13 protein-coding genes are annotated in these 17,631 nt (G+C 72.6%); 7 read left to right on the forward strand and 6 right to left on the reverse strand.

Going from position 1 to position 17,631, the window contains the following annotated elements; all coding sequences use genetic code 11:
• Positions 1 to 62 precede the first annotated feature (62 nt).
• Genes ACSMXO_RS10295 through ACSMXO_RS10310 form a run of 4 tightly spaced genes read right to left on the reverse strand, consistent with a single transcriptional unit; the run spans position 63 to position 6,434 of the window.
• Positions 63 to 1,034 carry a hypothetical protein gene (locus tag ACSMXO_RS10295; protein ID WP_346259555.1) on the reverse strand — a complete coding sequence of 324 codons (972 nt, stop codon included), beginning with the start codon at positions 1,032 to 1,034 and terminating at the stop codon, positions 63 to 65.
• On the reverse strand, positions 1,031 to 3,514 hold the full coding sequence (locus tag ACSMXO_RS10300) for an AAA family ATPase (protein ID WP_455417501.1): 2,484 nt from the start codon (positions 3,512 to 3,514) through the stop codon (positions 1,031 to 1,033). Before ACSMXO_RS10300 ends, ACSMXO_RS10295 begins: the two co-directional genes overlap by 4 nt.
• Complete coding sequence (locus ACSMXO_RS10305; RefSeq protein ID WP_346259553.1) at positions 3,514 to 4,659, reverse strand: exonuclease SbcCD subunit D; 1,146 nt, start codon at positions 4,657 to 4,659, stop codon at positions 3,514 to 3,516. Before ACSMXO_RS10305 ends, ACSMXO_RS10300 begins: the two co-directional genes overlap by 1 nt.
• Positions 4,660 to 4,676: 17 nt before the next feature.
• Complete coding sequence (locus tag ACSMXO_RS10310; RefSeq protein WP_346259552.1) at positions 4,677 to 6,434, reverse strand: ATP-binding protein; 1,758 nt, start codon at positions 6,432 to 6,434, stop codon at positions 4,677 to 4,679.
• Positions 6,435 to 6,667: 233 nt separating this feature from the next.
• Here ACSMXO_RS10310 and ACSMXO_RS10315 point away from each other — a divergent pair, with 233 nt between their 5' ends.
• Positions 6,668 to 8,149: a glycerophosphodiester phosphodiesterase gene (locus ACSMXO_RS10315; RefSeq protein WP_455417502.1), complete on the forward strand. Its 1,482-nt coding sequence runs from the start codon at positions 6,668 to 6,670 to the stop codon at positions 8,147 to 8,149.
• 45 nt (positions 8,150 to 8,194) lie between these two features.
• On the opposite strand, the gene ACSMXO_RS10320 is transcribed toward ACSMXO_RS10315, so the two are convergent.
• Positions 8,195 to 8,938 (reverse strand): pyrimidine reductase family protein, encoded by a 744-nt coding sequence (locus ACSMXO_RS10320; protein WP_346259550.1) that lies wholly within the window; start codon positions 8,936 to 8,938, stop codon positions 8,195 to 8,197.
• Between the two features lie 148 nt (positions 8,939 to 9,086).
• Between ACSMXO_RS10320 and ACSMXO_RS10325 the strand changes: the two genes are divergently transcribed.
• From ACSMXO_RS10325 to ACSMXO_RS10350, 6 genes are all read left to right on the forward strand, one after another.
• A complete protein-coding gene (locus ACSMXO_RS10325) occupies positions 9,087 to 9,632 on the forward strand; it encodes a plasmid pRiA4b ORF-3 family protein (RefSeq protein WP_455417503.1) in 546 nt (181 codons plus the stop codon).
• Between the two features lie 591 nt (positions 9,633 to 10,223).
• Positions 10,224 to 11,534 (forward strand): extracellular solute-binding protein, encoded by a 1,311-nt coding sequence (locus ACSMXO_RS10330; protein WP_346259548.1) that lies wholly within the window; start codon positions 10,224 to 10,226, stop codon positions 11,532 to 11,534.
• A 130-nt stretch (positions 11,535 to 11,664) separates the two neighbouring features.
• Entirely contained in the window at positions 11,665 to 12,648 is a 984-nt protein-coding gene (locus ACSMXO_RS10335; protein WP_346259547.1) for a carbohydrate ABC transporter permease, read from the forward strand.
• Between the two features lie 26 nt (positions 12,649 to 12,674).
• Positions 12,675 to 13,553, forward strand: coding sequence for a carbohydrate ABC transporter permease (locus ACSMXO_RS10340; protein WP_346259621.1), 879 nt, complete (start codon positions 12,675 to 12,677; stop codon positions 13,551 to 13,553).
• Positions 13,550 to 14,983, forward strand: a complete 1,434-nt coding sequence (locus ACSMXO_RS10345; RefSeq protein WP_455417504.1) for a GH1 family beta-glucosidase — start codon at positions 13,550 to 13,552, stop codon at positions 14,981 to 14,983. Before ACSMXO_RS10340 ends, ACSMXO_RS10345 begins: the two co-directional genes overlap by 4 nt.
• 172 nt (positions 14,984 to 15,155) lie before the next feature.
• Positions 15,156 to 16,199: a LacI family DNA-binding transcriptional regulator gene (locus tag ACSMXO_RS10350; protein WP_346259545.1), complete on the forward strand. Its 1,044-nt coding sequence runs from the start codon at positions 15,156 to 15,158 to the stop codon at positions 16,197 to 16,199.
• Between the two features lie 108 nt (positions 16,200 to 16,307).
• Here the strand turns inward: ACSMXO_RS10350 and ACSMXO_RS10355 are convergent, their stop codons facing one another.
• Complete coding sequence (locus ACSMXO_RS10355; RefSeq protein WP_346259544.1) at positions 16,308 to 17,543, reverse strand: acyl-CoA dehydrogenase family protein; 1,236 nt, start codon at positions 17,541 to 17,543, stop codon at positions 16,308 to 16,310.
• Positions 17,544 to 17,631 lie beyond the last annotated feature (88 nt).

Here is a 17,631-nt window from a genome sequence, read left to right on the forward strand (position 1 = left end):
GCCGCCGGGTCCGCCGGTCCGGGCGGGGGTCGGCGGAAGGGGTCCTGCCACACACCGCCCGGTCAGCGGGTGTAGGCCGGCGGGGCGGCCCGGGTGGTGGCCAGGGTCAGGGCGCGGTGCAGCAGCCGGCCGTCGCCGAGCCGGGCCCGCAGCCGGCGTTCCAGCCCGGCGATCGGGATCAGGTTCTGCGGGGCCCGGGGGTCCTTGTAGGGCGTGGAGGCGAACCTCGGCAGCGTGACCAGGGAGAGGTTCGCCAGCTCGATCGCCTGCTGCTCGGCCAGTTCGGCCGAGCACTCCACCCGGACGATCCCGGCCCACGGGCCGCGCCCGGAGCCGGGTAACCGCAGATACCACGAGTAGCCGCCCCAGGCCGTACCGAGCCGGAAGACCGGGGAGCGTTCCCGGGCGGCCAGCCCGGTGACCAGCGCGGTGTGCCGGGCGTCCAGGTATTGGCTGTGCTGGGTCTTGATGTAGCCGAGGGTGCGTGGCAGTTGCCGCCGGCTGCGCAGCGGGCCGTCCACCACCAGCAGGTCGCCGTCGTCCCGGACCGCGCCGGAGACCTTCACCTCCAGCGCGGTCAGCGGCCCCTGGACCGCCGCCGGCAGCTTGCTCAGCTCACCGGTCCCGCTGAGCCGGTGTACGGCGTACCGGATCTGCCCGGCGACCACGTCCTGCGCCGACGGGCTGGCGGTGAAGAGTCCCCGCTCCACCTCGGCACCGGCCAGCTCGGCGGCGCCCCGGCGCAGGTCGCACCGGACCACCCCGGCGGCGTACGAGGCGGCCAGGCCGGGAAACGAGCTGCCGTCCGGCTCCTCGGTCCAGACGCTGGCGTCGATCCGGCGCACCCCGTCGACCAGCAGCACCACGTCCGGCGGCTCGATCGAGTCCGGTGCGGTGAGCGGGCGCCACTCGTCGGCCGGCAGCTCGACGTCGGTCTGCACCTGGGCGCTGCTCGGCGCCGCCGGACCACCGGCCGCCTCGAACGAGGCACCGTAGGCCGGATCCCAGGCGTCGACGAAGAGCCGGGCGCTCACCGGCCGGTCCGTTCCACCCGGGAGCTGCGGGCGTCCTTGCGTACCTCGAAGCGGACCGGAATCCGTTCGGCCAGCGCCGGTACGTGGGTGACCACCCCGACCATCCGGTCGCCCCGGGCGGCGAGGTTTTCCAGAGTCGCGGCGACGGTGTCCAGGGTGGCCGCGTCCAGCGTGCCGAAGCCCTCGTCGAGCACGATCGACTCCAGGCTGGCGGTGGTGGTCGACAGCCCGGCGAGCTGTTCGGAGAGCGCCAGCGCCAGCGCCAGGGAGGCCTGGAAGGTCTCGCCGCCCGACAGCGTCCGGACCGCCCGGCGCAGCCCGGCGTCGTGGTGGTCGAGCACGAAGAACTCGCCCTTGTCGTGCGCGAGATCGTATTGCCCGTCGGTGAGTTCGCGCAGGATCCGGGAGGCGCCGTCGACCAGCATGTCCAGCGCCTCGGCCAGCAGCCAGCGCTCGAAGTTGTTGGCCCGCAGGTGCCCGGCGAGCGCCTTCGCGACCCGGGACTCCCGCTCGTGCCCGGCCCGCTGTTCGGTCAGTTTCCGGGCCTGCTCCCGGCGCTCGACCAGGCGGCGCTGCTCGGCCTCGGCCCGCTCGACGGCGACCACCGCCAGCCGGACCGGGTCGGCGTCGGCGGCCGGCCGGTCCAGCCCGACGGCGGTGAAGAGCGCGGCGATCCGTCCGGCCGCCGCCTCGACGCCGCCGTGCGCCTCGGTCACCGCCGAGGCGGCGTCGGCCCGCCGCGCGCGCCGCTCCTCGGTGGCCCGGGCCGCCCAGCCGGCGAGCCCGGCCCAGGCGGCGGTCACGTCGGCCCGGTCGGCGGCCGGCGGGCCGAGCCGGGCCACCCCGTCCCGGACGGTGTCGAAGGCGTGCCAGGCGCCGCGCAGCCGCTCCTCGGCCGCCTCCACGCCGGCCCGGGCCCGCCGGGCGGCCTCCCGGGCCGCCCGTACCGCGCCGCCGGCCGCCTCCAGGTCGCGCCGGAGCCCGGCGAGCAGTTCGAGCTGTTCGCGCAGTGCGGCCGGGCCGGGGGAGTCGGCCAGCCGGGCGTCCAGGTCGGCCAGCCGGGCGGTGAGCTGTTCGTGCCGGGCCCGGGCCTGGTCGAGGGTGCGTTCCAGGTCCCGGGCGGCCCGGTCCCGCTCGGCGACCAGCCGGCTGGCGGCGTCGGCGGCGGCCCGGGCGGCCTCGCCGGCCTGCTTCGCGGCGGCCACCGCCGAGCCCGCCGGCAGCGGCGGCACCTCGGTCACCGGCTGGGTGCAGACCGGGCAGGGCGCGCCGGCGTGCAGGTGGGCCCGGAGTGCCGCCGCCCGGTCGGCGGTCTGCGCCTCCTGGTAGGCGGCCCGGGCCGCCTCCAACTCCGCACCGGCCCGCTCCGCGTCGGCCCGGGCCGACGCCAGCGCGGCCACCGCCGCGTCGTGGTCGGCACCGGCCGAGTCCAGCGCGCCGGCCAGCGTCGCCGCCTCGCCGGCCACCTGCTGGCGTTCGGTGTGCGCCTGTTGCAGCAGCCGCAGCGCCGCCGGGTCGCCGGCACCGGCCAGCTCGCCCCGGAGCTTCTCCTCGCGTTCCTCGGCCACCGTCACCGCCGTCGCCGCCTCGGTCGCCGCCTCCCGGGCGGCCGTGACCGCGTCGGCGACCACCGCCAGGTCCCGGGGCGGCCGGACCCGGGCCAGCTCGGCGAGTTCGGCGTCGAGCGCGGCCAGGGCGCGTTCCGCCTCGGTCGCGGCGGTCCGGGCGGCCCGCAGCTCGGGTACGGCGGCGTCGACCCCGTCGGCCAGCTCGCGCATCGCGTCGACCCGGGTGGCGGCGGCCGCCAGCGCCTCGTCGTCGATCCCGGTGAGCCCGTCGAGTACCCGGTCGACGGCCTCCAGTGCGGCGTCGGCCCGGCCGGCCCGGGCGGTCGCCCGCTTCTGCACCTCCTCGTAGACGCCGAGGCCGAGCAGGTTGACCAGGATCTGCTGCCGGGTCGCCGGCTTGGCGTGCAGGAAGTCGGCGAACTGTCCCTGTGGCAGCAGCACGCAACTGGTGAACTGCTCGTACGGCAGCCCGACCGCCTCCAGCACCGCCTCGTCCATCTCGGCCGGGGTGCCGGCGACCACCTCGCCGAGGTCTTCCGGGCTCAGCCCGGTGTCCAGCTTCGTCACGTCGAAGCCGGGCGGCATCAGTTGCAGCCCCGCGTTGCCGGTCTTCACGTTGCCCCGGCTGTCCCGCCGGACCACCCGGGTCGCCACGTAGCGTGCGCCGGCCGACTCGAAGACCAGCCGGACCCGGGCCTCGTTGGCCGACGGTGCCAGCGCGTTGGCGATGCCCCGGGCGCCGCCCCAGCGCGGCACCGTGCCGTAGAGGGCGAAGCAGATCGCGTCGAGCACGCTGGACTTGCCCGAACCGGTCGGCCCGACCAGGGCGAAGAAGTCCGCGTCGGTGAAGTCGACGGTGGTGGCGTCCCGGAAGGCGGTGAAGCCGGCCAGGTCGAGCCGGAGCGGACGCACTATTTGGTCGCCTCCTCATAGAGCTCGTCGAACAGTTCGCGTACTCCGTCGTCGGCCTGGCCCCGGCTGGTCAGGTAGTCGCCGAACAGCTCCCGGGGGGAGCGCCCAGCCCGCTGTGCGGCCCGGCCCGCACCGGCGGCCGGCAACATCTCCGGGTCGATCCGTACCTCCAGGGCCCTGGGCAGCAGCTCCTGCACCTCCTCGCGCAGCCCGGCCCGGGGCGCCTCCCGGACGTAGACCCGCAGCCAGGCCGTGCGGTCGTCGACCTTCGCGAGTTCGGCCAGGGTGCCGCGTACGGTGCGCAGCGGCGCCGCCGCCGTGATGGGCACCTCCCGGACCCGGGCGGCCGTCCGGGTGCCCACCTCGACGATGCTGACCGAGGGGCGGTTCTCCTCCTCGCCGAAGTCGACCGCGAGCGGGCTGCCGCTGTAGCGGATGTGGCACGGCCCGAGCACCTGCTGCGCCCGGTGCAGGTGCCCCAGCGCCACGTAGTGCGCCCCGCTCGGAAAGACCGAGGCCGGTACGGCGTAGTTGAGCACGGTGTGCGCCTCCCGCTCACCGCCGCCGGTCCGGGCGCCCACCACGGTCAGGTGCCCGGTGACCAGGTGCACCCGGTCGGGGGAGTCGAAGCTCTCGGTCAGCCGCCCGAGCACCCGCCCGACGTGGTCCGCGTACGTCTGCACCGCCTCGGCGGCGGTCAGCTCGTACATCTCGACGGCCCGGACCGCGTACCGCTGGGAGAGGAACGGCAGCGCGACCAGCCGCCACGCCTCGCCGTCGGCGGTGCTGCCGTCGATGACGTGCTCGGCCGGGTTGTCCCGGACGCTGCCCCGCAGCGCCACCCCGGCGGCCTCGGCCCACGGGCGCAGCGCGTCCAGGGCCGGCCCGTTGTCGTGGTTGCCGCCGATCGCCACGACCTGGGCGCCGGTGCGGCGCAGCGCGGAGAGCGCCCGGGTGACCAGCCGGGTCGCCTCCGGGGTCGGCGCGGCGGTGTCGTAGAGGTCACCGGCGACGATCACCAGATCGGGGGACTCGGCCTGGGCGACCTCGACCACCTGGGCGAGGGCGTCCCGGTGCTCGCCGATCCGGGACTGTCCCTTGAGGACCTTGCCGACGTGCCAGTCGGAGGTGTGCAGGATCTTCACGGCTCGCCCGCCCGTAACTAGAAGGGGATGTCGTCGTCGGAGAGCACGCCCGACCGGGTGCCGACCACCGCGAACGGGTCGGCGGCCTGGGTGATCGAGCGGAGCGTCCCGGTCGGCGCGGCGCCGGCCTCGGAGACCCGGGTCGCCCAGGCCGGGAAGGGGAAGTCCAGGCAGAGCGGTACCGGGATGTCCGGCTGGTTGACGAACATCGTCCCCGGCTTCGCCAGCAGCGCCCGCTGCCGCTGCGCGGCGGGGAGGAAGCCGTACTCCGGGCGGGACGCCTCGGCCGGGTCGAGCCGGCCGACCACCCGGATCGCCGAGTTGGTGACGATCCGCCGTTCCACCTCGCTGGCGGTCTGCTGCGCCCCGATCAGGATCACCCCGAGCGAGCGGCCCCGCTCGGCGATGTCCAGCAGCACCTCCTTGATCGGCGAGGAGCCCTCCCGGGGGGCGTACTTGTTCAGTTCGTCGAGGACGACGAAGAGCAGCGGCTTCGCGGTGCCGGCCTTCTCCTTGCGCTCGAACTCGGTCTTCAGGGTCACCCCGACCACGAACCGCTGCGCCCGGTCCGGCAGGTTGTGCAGGTCGACCACGGTCACCTGGGCGCTCTCGGCGGTGTTCACGCTGTGCGGCCGGCGGGTGGCGAGATCACCTCGGATCAACCTCGCCAGGTCCTTCTTGCTGCCGATCAGCCGCCGGGCGAAGGCGTTGACCGTGCCCATGTTGACCGCGCTGCCGGCCCACTCCGAGCGGGTCTCGTCGTCGGTGAGCTGCTCGACGATGTGGTCGACCAGGTCGGGGTAGGAGTTGATCCGTACCCCGTCGATGCTGACCCCGCCGTCGGCGGGCTGGGCGTACCGGGCCAGGTGGGCGGCGACCGAGTGCACCACCATGGTGTATTGCTGGCGCTCGTCGTCGGCGTCGGCGAAGACGTACGGCAGCAGGCGGTCGGCGCAGAACTCGGTCAGCGTCCAGTAGAAGCTGTCGACTCCGGCGAGCCGGCTGCTCACGTCCGGGGTGCCGGAGGAGTCGCCGGGCCGGGGCGGGGCGTAGACCCGGACGTCCGGGAACGCCCCGGCGGAGAGCCCGAGCTTGGCGTACGTCTCGGTGGTCGCCGCGTCCAGCCGGCTGTTCGGGTGGTCGAGGAAGAGCAGGTCCTCGCCCTTGACGTTGAAGATCAGTGCCTTCGCGTTCACCGCGTCGCCGCCGAGCACCCCGGAGCGGAACACCGAGTAGAGCAGGAAGGTGGCGAAGCTGGTCTTGGTGGCCACCCCGGAGATGCCGGAGATCGAGACGTGCGCGCCCCGGCTGCCGTCCAGGAAGTCGGCGTTGAGGAAGACCGGTACGCCGTCCCGGCCGATCCCCATCGGCACCCGGCGCTCCATCCGGTCGAAGTGCAGCGCCGCCGACCGGGCCTCGCCCTCGGCCCGGTAGACCACCGCGCCGGGGGAGGGCGGCACGTAGAACTCCGGGTCCACCCGGGTGGTGGTGATCTCGGCCGCCTCCTGCACCATCGCCGGCAGGGTGCCGTCGGCGATGGCGAAGACGTCGGAGTCGAACTGCGCCCCCTCGTGCCGGGCCCGGACCTGGGTGACCACCCCGGCGATGGTGACCGGCTCCCGGTCGGGCAGCTCGCGCCGGGTCACCACCACGTCGTCGAGCTGGAGGTAGCTGCCCGGGGTGACCGCCGTCCAGAACTGCAACGGGGTGGCGTCGGCGGTGCCCAGCACCCGGCCGACGGCCGCGCCCGGATCCTCCGGTGGGCTGTCGGTCACCGCGCCACTCCGGTCGGTGCCGCCCCGGTCGGTGTCGCGCCGGTCAAGGTGAGAATCTGGTCAAGACACACGAGTCGCATCCTGCCTCACTAGTACGACACCATGCCACGCGGCGCGGCGGTAACCCGGGCAGCCGCCGGGTTCGTCCCGCACTCGGCCGTACACGGCTGCTTTGCGGCAGATTAACCAGATCTTGGCGGTCCGCTCCCGGTGCCCGACTAGCCTTCTGCGCCATGATGACCCTCAATCCGCCGCCGGACCGGGGCAACACGCCGGCACCGGCGGGACACGACAGCCGCCGGCCCCGGCGTACTTCGGTGCTCGTGGCCGCCCTGCTGCTGGCCGCCACCGCTGGCGCCGGAGCCGCCGCCACCGCCCACCCCGCGCCGGCCGCCGCCGAGCCGGGCCGGGTGCACGTGTCGGAGAACTTCGACGGCGGCACCCTGCCGGCCGGCTGGCGCGCGGTCGACGGCACCTGGCGGGTGCAGAACGGCCGACTCTACGGCACCTCGGCCAGCGCCAGCCAGAACAACAAGGTCACCTTTGGGGCGTACCTGACGCACTTCCGGTTCGAGGCGACCGTACGCTTCGAGTCCGTGACCGCGAGCACCCGCTGGGCCGCGCTCGGCCTGGACGTACCGGCGACCGGGGCGACCCCGTGGTGGATCGCCACCATGCGCAGCGGCACCACCGCGGCCAACGGGCTGGAGTTCGCCGAACGCACCACCGGCAACGCCTGGAACGTGACCGACACCGCCGCCGCGCCGACCGCCGCCGGCACCGGCCGGGACGTCCGGGTCGCCGTCGAGGTGCACGGCAGCCAGGCCCGGTGGTCCTTCGACGGCCGGGAGATGCTGCGCACCGGCAGCCTGCGCCGCTCCGGTACGGCCGGCCAGGCGCTCTTCGTCAACGGCGCCACCGTCTCCTTCGACGACGTCCGGATCACCGAGCTGGCCCCGAGTGCCCTGCTCCGGCCGCCCGGCAGTCCGGTCGCGGTGATCGCCCACCGGGGCGCCTCGGCAGCCGCTCCGGAGAACACCCTGGTCGCCCAGGAGATCGCCCGGCGCGGCGGCGCGGACTGGATCGAGAACGACGTGCAGCCGAGCAGCGACGGCGTGCCGTTCGTGCTGCACGACGCGACCGTGGACCGCACCACCGACGGCACCGGCGCGATCCGCTCGCTGACCAGTACCCGGCTCAAGGCGCTGGACGCCGGCTCCTGGTTCGCCCCGCACTACGCCGGGGTACGGATGCCGACCCTGGCCGAGCAGTTGGCGGACCTGCGTACCCGGGGCGGCCGGCTGGTGCTGGAGATCAAGGGCGCGCACAGCCGGGCCGAGGTCGCCCGGATCGTCGCGGTGGTCCGCGAGCAGCAGATGACCGACCGGGCGCTCGTGCAGAGCTTCGAGGTCGACGTGCTGCGGTACACCCGCGAGCTGGCTCCGGAGTTGCCGCTCGGGCTGCTCCGCAGCACCCTGGACGCCGATCCGGTGGCGATCTCCGCCGAGCTCGGCCTGGCCACCTACAACCCCTCCTCGGCGGCGCTCCTCACCCGCCCCGGGATCGTCGGCGACCTGCACCGGGCCGGGATCGCGCTGATGGTCTGGACGGTGGACACCCCGGCCGGCTGGCGGCAGCTCGACGACCTGGGCGTGGACGGGATCATCACCAACCGCCCGGCCGAACTCGTCGGCTGGAACGCCGCCCAGGGGTAGCGGCCGCGCGGCGGTGCCCCGGGAGCCGGGGCGCCGCCGGCGGGCTCAGCCGCGGACGTACCGGAGCAGCAGCTCGTCCCCGGCGGCGAGGACGTGCCGCAGCGACATCCCGTGCGGGGTGGTGGTCGGCCCGGCGGTGATCCGCCCGGCGCCCGGGCCGGTCAGCATCGGCGCCACCGTGAGGCAGACCTCGTCGACCAGGGCGGCGGCGGTCAGCGAGCCGAACAGGTGCGGCCCACCCTCGCTGAGCAGTTGGCCGAGCCCACGGCGGTGCAGCTCGGCCAGGCCGGCGGCGAGGTCGACCTGCTCCTCGCCGCGGCGCAGCAGCTCGGCGACGTCGGCGAGCCCGGCCGGCGCCTCGGCCCGCTCGGAGGTGAGCACCACCGGCCGGACCGGGGCGTCCGCGAAGGCCGCCGACTCCGGGTCGAGGTTCAGCGCCCGGGAGACCACGACCATCCTCGGGTACTCGGCCAGCCCGTGCTCCCGGCGCCAGGCCCGGCGCCGCTCGTCCAGCCGGAGCGCCCGGTACGCCTCGTGCCGCAGCGTGCCGGCGCCGACCAGCAGCGCGTCGCAGACCATCCGCAGCAGGCCGAAGACCCGCTTGTCCGGCGCGCTGGACAGCCCGGCGGAGTGGCCGTCCAACTCCACCGCCCCGTCGATGCTGGCGACGAAGTTCATCCGCAGATGGGGGCGGTCGAGGCGCGGATAGAGTGCGATCAGCGCCGGGTCGTCCAGGGCCGTCGCCGCCGGGGCAGGCCACAGCCGGGTTATTCCGACATTCCCGGTCATTCGCTGGCCGGACCGGTGACCGGAGGGACGGGTGCGGGGGTACGGTGCTGGCAGTCGCACCAGTTGCGGCCCCGGCAGTCGTCGTGCCTGTTGTCCCGGCAGGCTCGGCAGATCATGCCGGTAGCCTATGCCGAGAGGGTGGGAGACGATGCGCCGTCAGATCTTCCAGCTCAAGGTGTCGCTCGCCGACGTCACACCGCCGGTCTGGCGGCGGGTGCTGGTGCCGGGCGGCTACACCCTGGACCGGGTGCACCGGGTGTTCCAGTCCGTACTGGGCTGGCAGAACTGTCACCTGCACTCGTTCGACATCGACGGTGTGCAGTACGGGGTGCCGGACGCCGAGGGGGAGTTGACGCTCCGCGACGAGCTGGATACCCGGCTGGACGCGGTGGCGACCAAGGGCGGTCGCTTCCTCTACACCTACGACTTCGGCGACTGGTGGGAGCACGACGTGATCGTCGAGGACGTCTTCGGCGCCGATCCCGACGAGCGCTACCCGGTCTGCTCCGCCGGTGCGGGGGCCTGCCCGCCGGAGGATGTCGGAGGCCCGTACGGCTACCGGCGGTTCCTCGCCGCGATGGCCGACCCGGCTCATCCGGAGCACGATTCGCTGCGCGCCTGGCTCGGCCGGCCCTTCGATCCGTCGACTTTCGACCCGGCCCGGGCGAGCACCCTGGCCCGCTGGCTCAGCTGACCCCGGGTACGCCCGGCCGTGGCCGGGAACGCCGGGGCGTACCGGGCCGCCGGCCGGCCGCCGGCCACTGTGGAGCGGTGCCGGGTGGGCCCGGTACCGCTTGATCCGCCGCCGGCCGCGTGGCGTCGGGCCGTCGCCTCCGCTGCCAGCGTGCCGCCGGCTGTCGCGCGCCCCGTGCGGACCCCTCCGGTGTCGAGATCGCTTGCCGGGACGGATCTGGCTACCCGCCGGTTGGCCCGGACGTCGGCCTGCCCGTTACCTCGGGGATAACGCCCCGCTTTGCGGGTGAGTGACCCAGCGCCGACGGTAACGAAATGGGAACGCTCCCAGATGTCCATTGACACCCCCGAAACGCCCCGGCAATCTCATGGGAGCGCTCCCGGCGGTTTGTGGCCGAGGCCACACGATCGCTGACGCGGCGTCAAACCGAATCCCCATCGCACGGCGCCGGGCCCTGCGCCCGGCGCCGTCGGCGGGCGGACACACGCACCTAAGCGCCACCGGAACAAGCCAGCACCAGCAGCACCGCTGGACACACACGAATCTCCGCCACCACCACAACTCGAATTACCCACCTGAGAGGGGTCAGGGATGAGCGTCATCAGGCGCCGGCTCCGCACCGTCGCGGTCGCCGCGCTCGCCGCGGGCGTGGCTCTCGGCAGCACGGCGTGCAGCAAGAGCGACAACGAGGGGTCCACCGGCGAAGGGGGACAGGTCAAGCTGGTCCTGCAGACCTTCCAGAACTTCGGTTACGACCAGGCGATCAAGGACTTCGAGGCCGCCAACCCCAACATCAAGGTCGAGCACCAGAAGATGGGCGAGCTGCGGGACTTCCAGCCGAAGCTGGTGCAGTGGCTCGCCGCGGGCAGCGGTGCCGGCGACGTGGTCGGGCTCGAAGAGGGCGTGCTGCTGGGGTACGTGCAGAACCACGACAAGTTCGCCAACCTGCTGGAACTCGGGGCGGACGAGCTGAAGGCCAACTTCCCGGAGTGGAAGTGGAACAACGCCATGACCCCGGACGGCAAGAAGCTGATCGGGCTCGGCACCGACGTGGGTGGCCTGGCCATGTGCTACCGCAAGGACCTCTTCCAGCAGGCCGGCCTGCCGACCGACCGCGAAGAGGTGTCCAAGCGGATCAGCACCTGGCAGGACTACATCGCGCTGGGCAAGGAGTTCAAGGCCAGCGGCAAGGCCAAGGCCGCCTGGCTGGACAGCGCGACCAGCCTGATGCAGCCGCACGTCATGCAGAACTCCGAGACGTTCTTCTTCGACAAGGACAACAAGTTCATCGGTGACACCAACCCGGTCGTCAAGCAGACCTGGGACATGGGCCTGCAGATGGCCGCCGACGGGCTGACCGCCAAGGCGCAGCGCTGGAGCGCCGACTGGGACGCCGCCTTCAAGAACTCGGCGTTCGCCACCATCCCGTGCCCGGCGTGGATGACCGAGGGCGTCATCGCCCCGAAGTCCGGCCCGGCGAACTCCGGCAAGTGGGACATCGCCAAGATCCCCGGCGGTGGCGGCAACTGGGGTGGCTCCTACCTCGCGGTGCCGGCGCAGACCAAGCACCCGAAGGAGGCGTACCTGCTGGCCAAGTACCTGACCAGCAAGGAAGGCCACCTGGCGGCGTTCAAGGAGGCCGGTGCGATGCCGTCCGACATCGCCGGCATCGAGGACCCGGCGTTCAAGGACAAGAAGAGCGAGTACTTCAGCGGCGCCCCGACCGGCGAGATCTTCGGCGAGAGCGTCAAGAACATGAAGCCGGTCTTCCTCGGCGCCAAGCACCAGCAGATCTGGGAGACGGTGGTCGAGCCGCAGATGCAGGCGGCCGAGCGCGGCCAGCTCAGCTCGGACGCCGCCTGGAAGAAGGCGATGGCCGAGGCCAAGAAGCTGACCAGCTAGGTCGACCGGTGACCTGCCGCGCCCACGGGTGAGGAGTGCCCGTGGGCCGGCGGCGGTGCCCACACCCGGGAAGGGTGTGGGCACCGCCGCGAGGTCACCGGCCGGTCCACCTCCCCGGAAGGACCCCGCAATGAGCTCTGTCGTCGGCGCGGCACCACCACGGCACGCTGCCACGCCACCCACCCCGGAACCGACGCACCGCCGGCGGTCGTACCGCCTCGGGCGCTGGGACATCAAGTACTCGCCGTACCTCTACGTCGCCCCGTTCTTCATCCTCTTCGGGGTCTTCGGCCTCTTCCCGGTCCTCTACACGGTCTACGTCTCGCTCTTCGAGTACGACCTGCTCAGCGGCACCAAGGAGTTCGTCGGGCTGGAGAACTACCGGGTCCTGCTGGACGACGCGCAGTTCTGGAACGCCGCCTACAACACGTTCGGCATGTTCGTGCTCAGCACCGTGCCGCAGCTCGTGGTGGCGCTGATGATCGCCAACCTGCTGAACCGGCAGATGCGGGGCCGCACCCTGTTCCGGATGGGGATCCTGATCCCCAACATCACCTCGGTGGCCGCGGTCGGCATCATCTTCGCGCTGATCTTCGCCGACCGGTACGGCCTGGTGAACTGGCTGCTCGGCACCGTCGGCATCGACCCGGTCGCCTGGCGGGACAACCGCTACGCCTCCTGGTTCGCGATCGCCTTCATGGTCGACTGGCGGTGGACCGGCTACAACGCGCTGATCTACCTGGGTGCGATGCAGGCCATCCCCAAGGACCTCTACGAGTCGGCGTCCCTGGACGGCGCCTCCACCTGGCGGCAGTTCTGGAAGATCACAGTGCCGCTGATCCGGCCGACCATCCTCTTCACGATCATCATCTCCACCATCGGCGGGCTGCAGATCTTCACCGAGCCCCTGATGTACGGCTTCGGGCTGATCCGCGGCGGCGCCTCGAACGAGTTCCAGACCCTGGCGATGTACATCTACGAGCGGACCTTCACCGGCAACTTCGAGTACGGGTCCGGCGCCGCGATGTCCTGGCTGCTCTTCCTGATGATCGTCATCTTCGCGTTGATCAACTTTGCGATGGTCCGCCGCTCGGTCAAGGGGGAGCAGAAGTGACCACCATCCAGACCCTGCCCCGCACGGTGAGCCCGACGCCGCAGCCGTCCCGCCGACGCCGTGGCCGGGGCGCGCCCGGAGCCCGGCTCTGGCAGGCCAGCCCGCTGACCTACCTCGCGCTGGTGATCGGCTCGGTGCTCTCGGTCTTCCCGATCGTCTGGTCGTTCATCATCGCCTCCCGGGACAACAGCGCGGTCTACGAGATGCCGCCGACCCCGGGCGGCAAGCTGTTCAGCAACATCGACCGGATGCTGGCCAACGAGGACGCCGCGTTCCTCTACGGCCTGGTCAACTCGGCCGTGGTCTCCTCCGTGGTGACCATCTCGGTGATCTTCTTCTCCACCCTGGCCGGTTTCGCCTTCGCCAAGCTCAAGTTCCGGGGCAGCAACGCGCTGCTGCTGGTGATCATCCTGACCATGATGGTCCCGACCCAGCTCGGCATCATCCCGCTCTACCTGATGATGGTGGAGCTGGGCTGGACCGGCACCCTCCAGGCGGTGATCGTGCCGTTCCTGGTCCAGGGCTTCGGAGTCTTCATGATGCGCCAGTACGCGATGTCGGCGATCAGCGACGAGCTGATCGAGGCCGCCCGGCTCGACGGCTGCTCCACCTGGCGGGTCTACTGGAACGTCGTACTGCCGGCGCTGCGTCCGGCGGCGGCCGTACTCGGCCTGCTGACCTTCATGCAGACCTGGAACGAGTTCCTCTGGCCGTTCGTCGTGCTCACCCCCGACACGCCGACGGTGCAGTACTCGTTGAAGATCCTTTCGTCCGGCCTGTACCAGACGGATTATGTAGCTCTGTTCGCCGGTACCGCGCTGGCGACCCTGCCGCTGCTGATCGTGTTCATCATCTTCGGCCGCCAGATCATCGGCGGCATCATGGAAGGCGCCGTCAAGTCGTGAGCAACTCCGCGAGCCCACTGTCCACGCAACTGCTCGAGGAGGGTGAGGGCGCCACCTTTCCCCCCGACTTCGTCTGGGGCGCGGCCACCGCGGCGTACCAGATCGAGGGTGCGGTGCATGAGGGCGGTCGAAGCGCATCGATCTGGGACACCTTCAGCCACACCCCGGGGCGGGTGGTGCAGGGGCACACCGGTGACGTCGCCTGCGACCACTACCACCGGTACCGCGACGACGTGAAGTTGATGGCCGAGCTGGGGCTGAAGGCGTACCGGCTCTCGGTGGCCTGGCCCCGGATCCAGCCGGACGGGCACGGCCCGGGCAACCAGGCCGGGTTGGACTTCTACCGGCGCCTGACCGACGAGTTGCTGGAGCACGGCATCGAGCCGTGGATCACGCTCTACCACTGGGACCTGCCGCAGGCGATCGAGGACGCCGGGGGCTGGCCGAACCGGGACACCGCCGCCCGGTTCGCCGAGTACGCCGAGCTGACCGTCGCGGCCCTAGGTGACCGGGTCCGGCACTGGATCACCCTCAACGAGCCGTGGTGCTCGGCCTTCCTCGGCTACGGCTCCGGGGCGCACGCGCCCGGGCGTACCAATCCGGGCGAGGCGGTCCGGGCGGCGCACCACCTGATGCTCGGGCACGGCCTGGCCACCCGGGCGATCCGGGCGGCCCGGCCGGACGCCGAGGTCGGGGTGACCCTCAACCTGTACGCGGTCTCCCCGCAGACCTCCTCGGACGCCGACGCCGACGCGGCCCGCCGGATCGACGGGCTGGCCAACCGGATCTTCCTGGACCCGGTGCTGCGCGGCAGCTACCCGGCGGACGTCGTCGCCGACCTGACCCCGGTGACCGACTTCGGCCACGTCCAGGACGGTGACCTGGAGACCATCTCCACCCCGATGTCGTTCCTCGGCATCAACTACTACAGCCGGCACGTGGTCGCGGCCCCGGTCGAGGGAGTCGAGCCGGAGCCGTACTGGCGGGCCCAGTCGAGTTGGCCCGGCAGCGAGCAGGTCCGGTTCGTCACCCGGGGCATGCCGGTGACCGACATGAACTGGGAGATCGACGCCCCGGGGCTGGTCGAGACCCTGGAGCGGGTGCACCGGGAATACCCGGAACTGCCGGTCTACATCACCGAGAACGGCTCCGCCTTCGTCGACGAGGTGGTGGACGGCCGGATCGACGACGCCGACCGGCTCGGCTACTTCGACGCGCACCTGCGGGCCTGCCACGCGGCGATCGCCGCCGGAGTGCCGCTGCGGGGCTACTTCGCCTGGTCACTGCTTGACAACTACGAGTGGGCGTGGGGCTACACCAAGCGATTCGGCATGGTCTACGTCGACTACGACAGCCAGCGCCGGATTCCCAAGTCGAGCGCCAGGTGGTACGCCGACGTCATCCGACGTAACGGTTTGGCCGCACAATGAACCTTCGACCTCTGTTCGCGGTTCGTCGTGCCCCCGACTGAACATCGGGACGCAGGCGAGGCGCTGCCCAGGTCGAGGAAGGTTCAATAGGCGTGGTCAGCCAGTATTGGGGGTGCCCGGCACCGGCCCGCACGGGTTCGGTGCCGGACATCCGACGTCGGAGGGACAGACGATGACAACCCAGCGCACCCGCTCGCTCGGGCGGCCCACCCTGGATGCGGTCGCCGCCCGCGCCGGAGTGGGGCGGGGCACCGTGTCCCGCGTCGTCAACGGTTCACCCCAGGTGAGCCCGGAGGCCCGGGCGGCGGTGCAGCGGGCCATCGCCGAGTTGGGCTATGTGCCCAACCGGGCGGCCCGGGCCCTGGTCACCCAGCGGACCGACTCGGTGGCCCTGGTGGTCTCCGAGTCGGAGGAGCGGGTCTTCGGCGAGCCGTTCTTCGCCGGTATCGTGCGCGGGATCAGCTCCGCACTGCTGGAGACCCCGATGCAGCTCTGGCTGGCGATGGCACAGTCACCGGCCGAGCGGGAGCGGGTCGAGCACCACCTGACCAACCAGCATGTGGATGGCGTACTCCTGCTCTCGCTGCACGATGCCGACCCGCTGCCCACCCTGCTGGAGCAGCGCGGGCTGCCGACCGTGCTCGGCGGCCGGCCGGCCAGGATGCTCGGCGACCCGTCCGGGGCGTACTTCGTCGACGTGGACAACGCCGGTGGCGCCCGGCAGGCGGTCGAGCACCTGGTCGGGCAGGGCCGCAAGCGGGTCGCGACCATCGCCGGCCCGCAGGACATGGGGGTCGGCGTGGCCCGGCTGGCCGGCTACCAGGAGGCGGTACGGGAAAGCGGCGGGCTGGTCAGCGAGGCCATGATCGCGTACGGCGACTTCAGCGAGACCAGCGGTGCGGCGGCGATGCGCCGGCTGCTGGACAGTTGCCCCGACCTCGACGCGGTCTTCGTCGCCTCCGACCTGATGGCCTGCGGTGCACTGCGGGCGCTGCGCGAGTCCGGCCGGCGGGTCCCCGAGGACGTGGCGGTGGTGGGCTTCGAGGACGCCCCGATCGCCCGGCAGACCGAGCCGCCGCTGACCACCGTCTTCCAGCCGATGGAGGAGATGGGACGGCAGATGGCCAGGCTGCTCGTCTCGCGGATCCGGCGGGAGGAGCGCGAGGTGCCGTACGTGCTGCTCGACACCCACCTGGTGCACCGCACCTCCGCCTGACCGGCCGGGCGGCCGGGCTGTCTGCCTGACCGGCCGGGGGCCGGGCTGTCTGGCTGACCGGCCGGGCGGCCGGGCTGCGGGCCTGGCGGCGCGCCGCAGGCGGATGTCTCAGTCGCCCGTCCAGCGCCGCAGTTCGCGGCGGGCCAGCGCGGCCCGGTGCACCTCGTCCGGGCCGTCGGCGAGCCGGAGGGTACGGGCACCGGCCCAGAGTGCGGCCAGCGGGGTGTCCTGGCTGACCCCGGCCCCGCCGTGCGCCTGGATCGCCTTGTCGATCACCCACTCCGCCATCGCCGGAGTCACGATCTTGATCGCCTGGATCTCGGTGTGCGCGCCCTTGTTGCCGACCGTGTCCATCAGCCAGGCGGTCTTCAGTACCAGCAGCCGGGCCTGCTCGATCCGCACCCGCGACTCGGCGATCCACTCCTGCACCACGCCCTGCTCGGCCAGGGGCCGGCCGAACGCCACCCGCGCGGCGGCCCGCCGGCAGAGCAGTTCCAGGGCGCGTTCGGCCATCCCGACCAGGCGCATGCAGTGGTGGATCCGGCCCGGACCGAGCCGCGCCTGGGCGATCGCGAAGCCGTCACCGGGCCCGCCGATCAGATGGTCCACCGGCACGCGTACGCCGTCGAAGCTCACCTCGGCGTGCCCGCCGTGCGCGCCGTCGGAGTAGCCGAAGACGGTCAGGCCGCGCCGCACCGTCACGCCCGGGGCGTCCCGCGGCACCAGCACCATGCTCTGCTGCCGGTGCCGGGGCGCCTCCGGATCGGTCTTGCCCATCACGATGAAGATCCCGCAGCGCGGGTCCATCGCCCCGGTCGACCACCACTTCCGCCCGGTGACGACGTATTCGTCGCCGTCCCGTTCGATCCGGGTGGCGATGTTGGTCGCGTCCGAGGAGGCCACCTCCGGCTCGGTCATGCAGAACGCCGAGCGCAGTTCGCCGTCGAGCAGCGGGCGCAGCCAGCGCTCCCGCTGCGCCGGGCTGCCGAAGTCCGCCAGCAGCTCCATGTTGCCGGTGTCCGGGGCGGCGCAGTTGAGCGCCTCCGGGGCCAGGTGCGGGCTGCGGCCGGTCAGTTCGGCGAGCGGGGCGTACTGGAGGTTGCTGAGCCCGGCGCCGTACTCGGGATGCGGCAGGAAGAGGTTCCACAGTCCCCGGCGCCGGGCCTCGGCCTTGAGTTCGGCCATGATCGGTGGCCGGCTCCACTGTCCGGCCCCGGTCGTCGGGTCGGTCGCGGCGGCGACCTGCTCGGCGTGGACCGGCTCGGCCGGCAGGATCCGGTCGGTCAGGAAGTCGTGCAGCGCCTCGTGCAGCTCGGCGGTGCGCGCGTCGAACCCGAAGTCCATCGGTGCTCCTCGGCAGTTCAGCTCGGCGGGTTTTCCGGTGTGTGCCTCTCGGGCCGGTGCGGGCGCCGGTGCGGCGGTCCCGGGTGGG

It is taken from the genome of Plantactinospora sp. DSM 117369 (assembly GCF_053764795.1).

What these genes read in the sequence shown, in the direction of transcription:
- ACSMXO_RS10315 (WP_455417502.1), top strand. Translation starts at nt 6,668, where the DNA reads ATGATGACCCTCAATCCGCCGCCGGACCGGGGCAACACGCCGGCACCG.
- ACSMXO_RS10320 (WP_346259550.1), bottom strand. Translation starts at nt 8,938, where the DNA reads ATGACCGGGAATGTCGGAATAACCCGGCTGTGGCCTGCCCCGGCGGCG.
- ACSMXO_RS10325 (WP_455417503.1), top strand. Translation starts at nt 9,087, where the DNA reads ATGCGCCGTCAGATCTTCCAGCTCAAGGTGTCGCTCGCCGACGTCACA.
- ACSMXO_RS10330 (WP_346259548.1), top strand. Translation starts at nt 10,224, where the DNA reads ATGAGCGTCATCAGGCGCCGGCTCCGCACCGTCGCGGTCGCCGCGCTC.
- ACSMXO_RS10335 (WP_346259547.1), top strand. Translation starts at nt 11,665, where the DNA reads ATGAGCTCTGTCGTCGGCGCGGCACCACCACGGCACGCTGCCACGCCA.
- ACSMXO_RS10350 (WP_346259545.1), top strand. Translation starts at nt 15,156, where the DNA reads ATGACAACCCAGCGCACCCGCTCGCTCGGGCGGCCCACCCTGGATGCG.
- ACSMXO_RS10355 (WP_346259544.1), bottom strand. Translation starts at nt 17,543, where the DNA reads ATGGACTTCGGGTTCGACGCGCGCACCGCCGAGCTGCACGAGGCGCTG.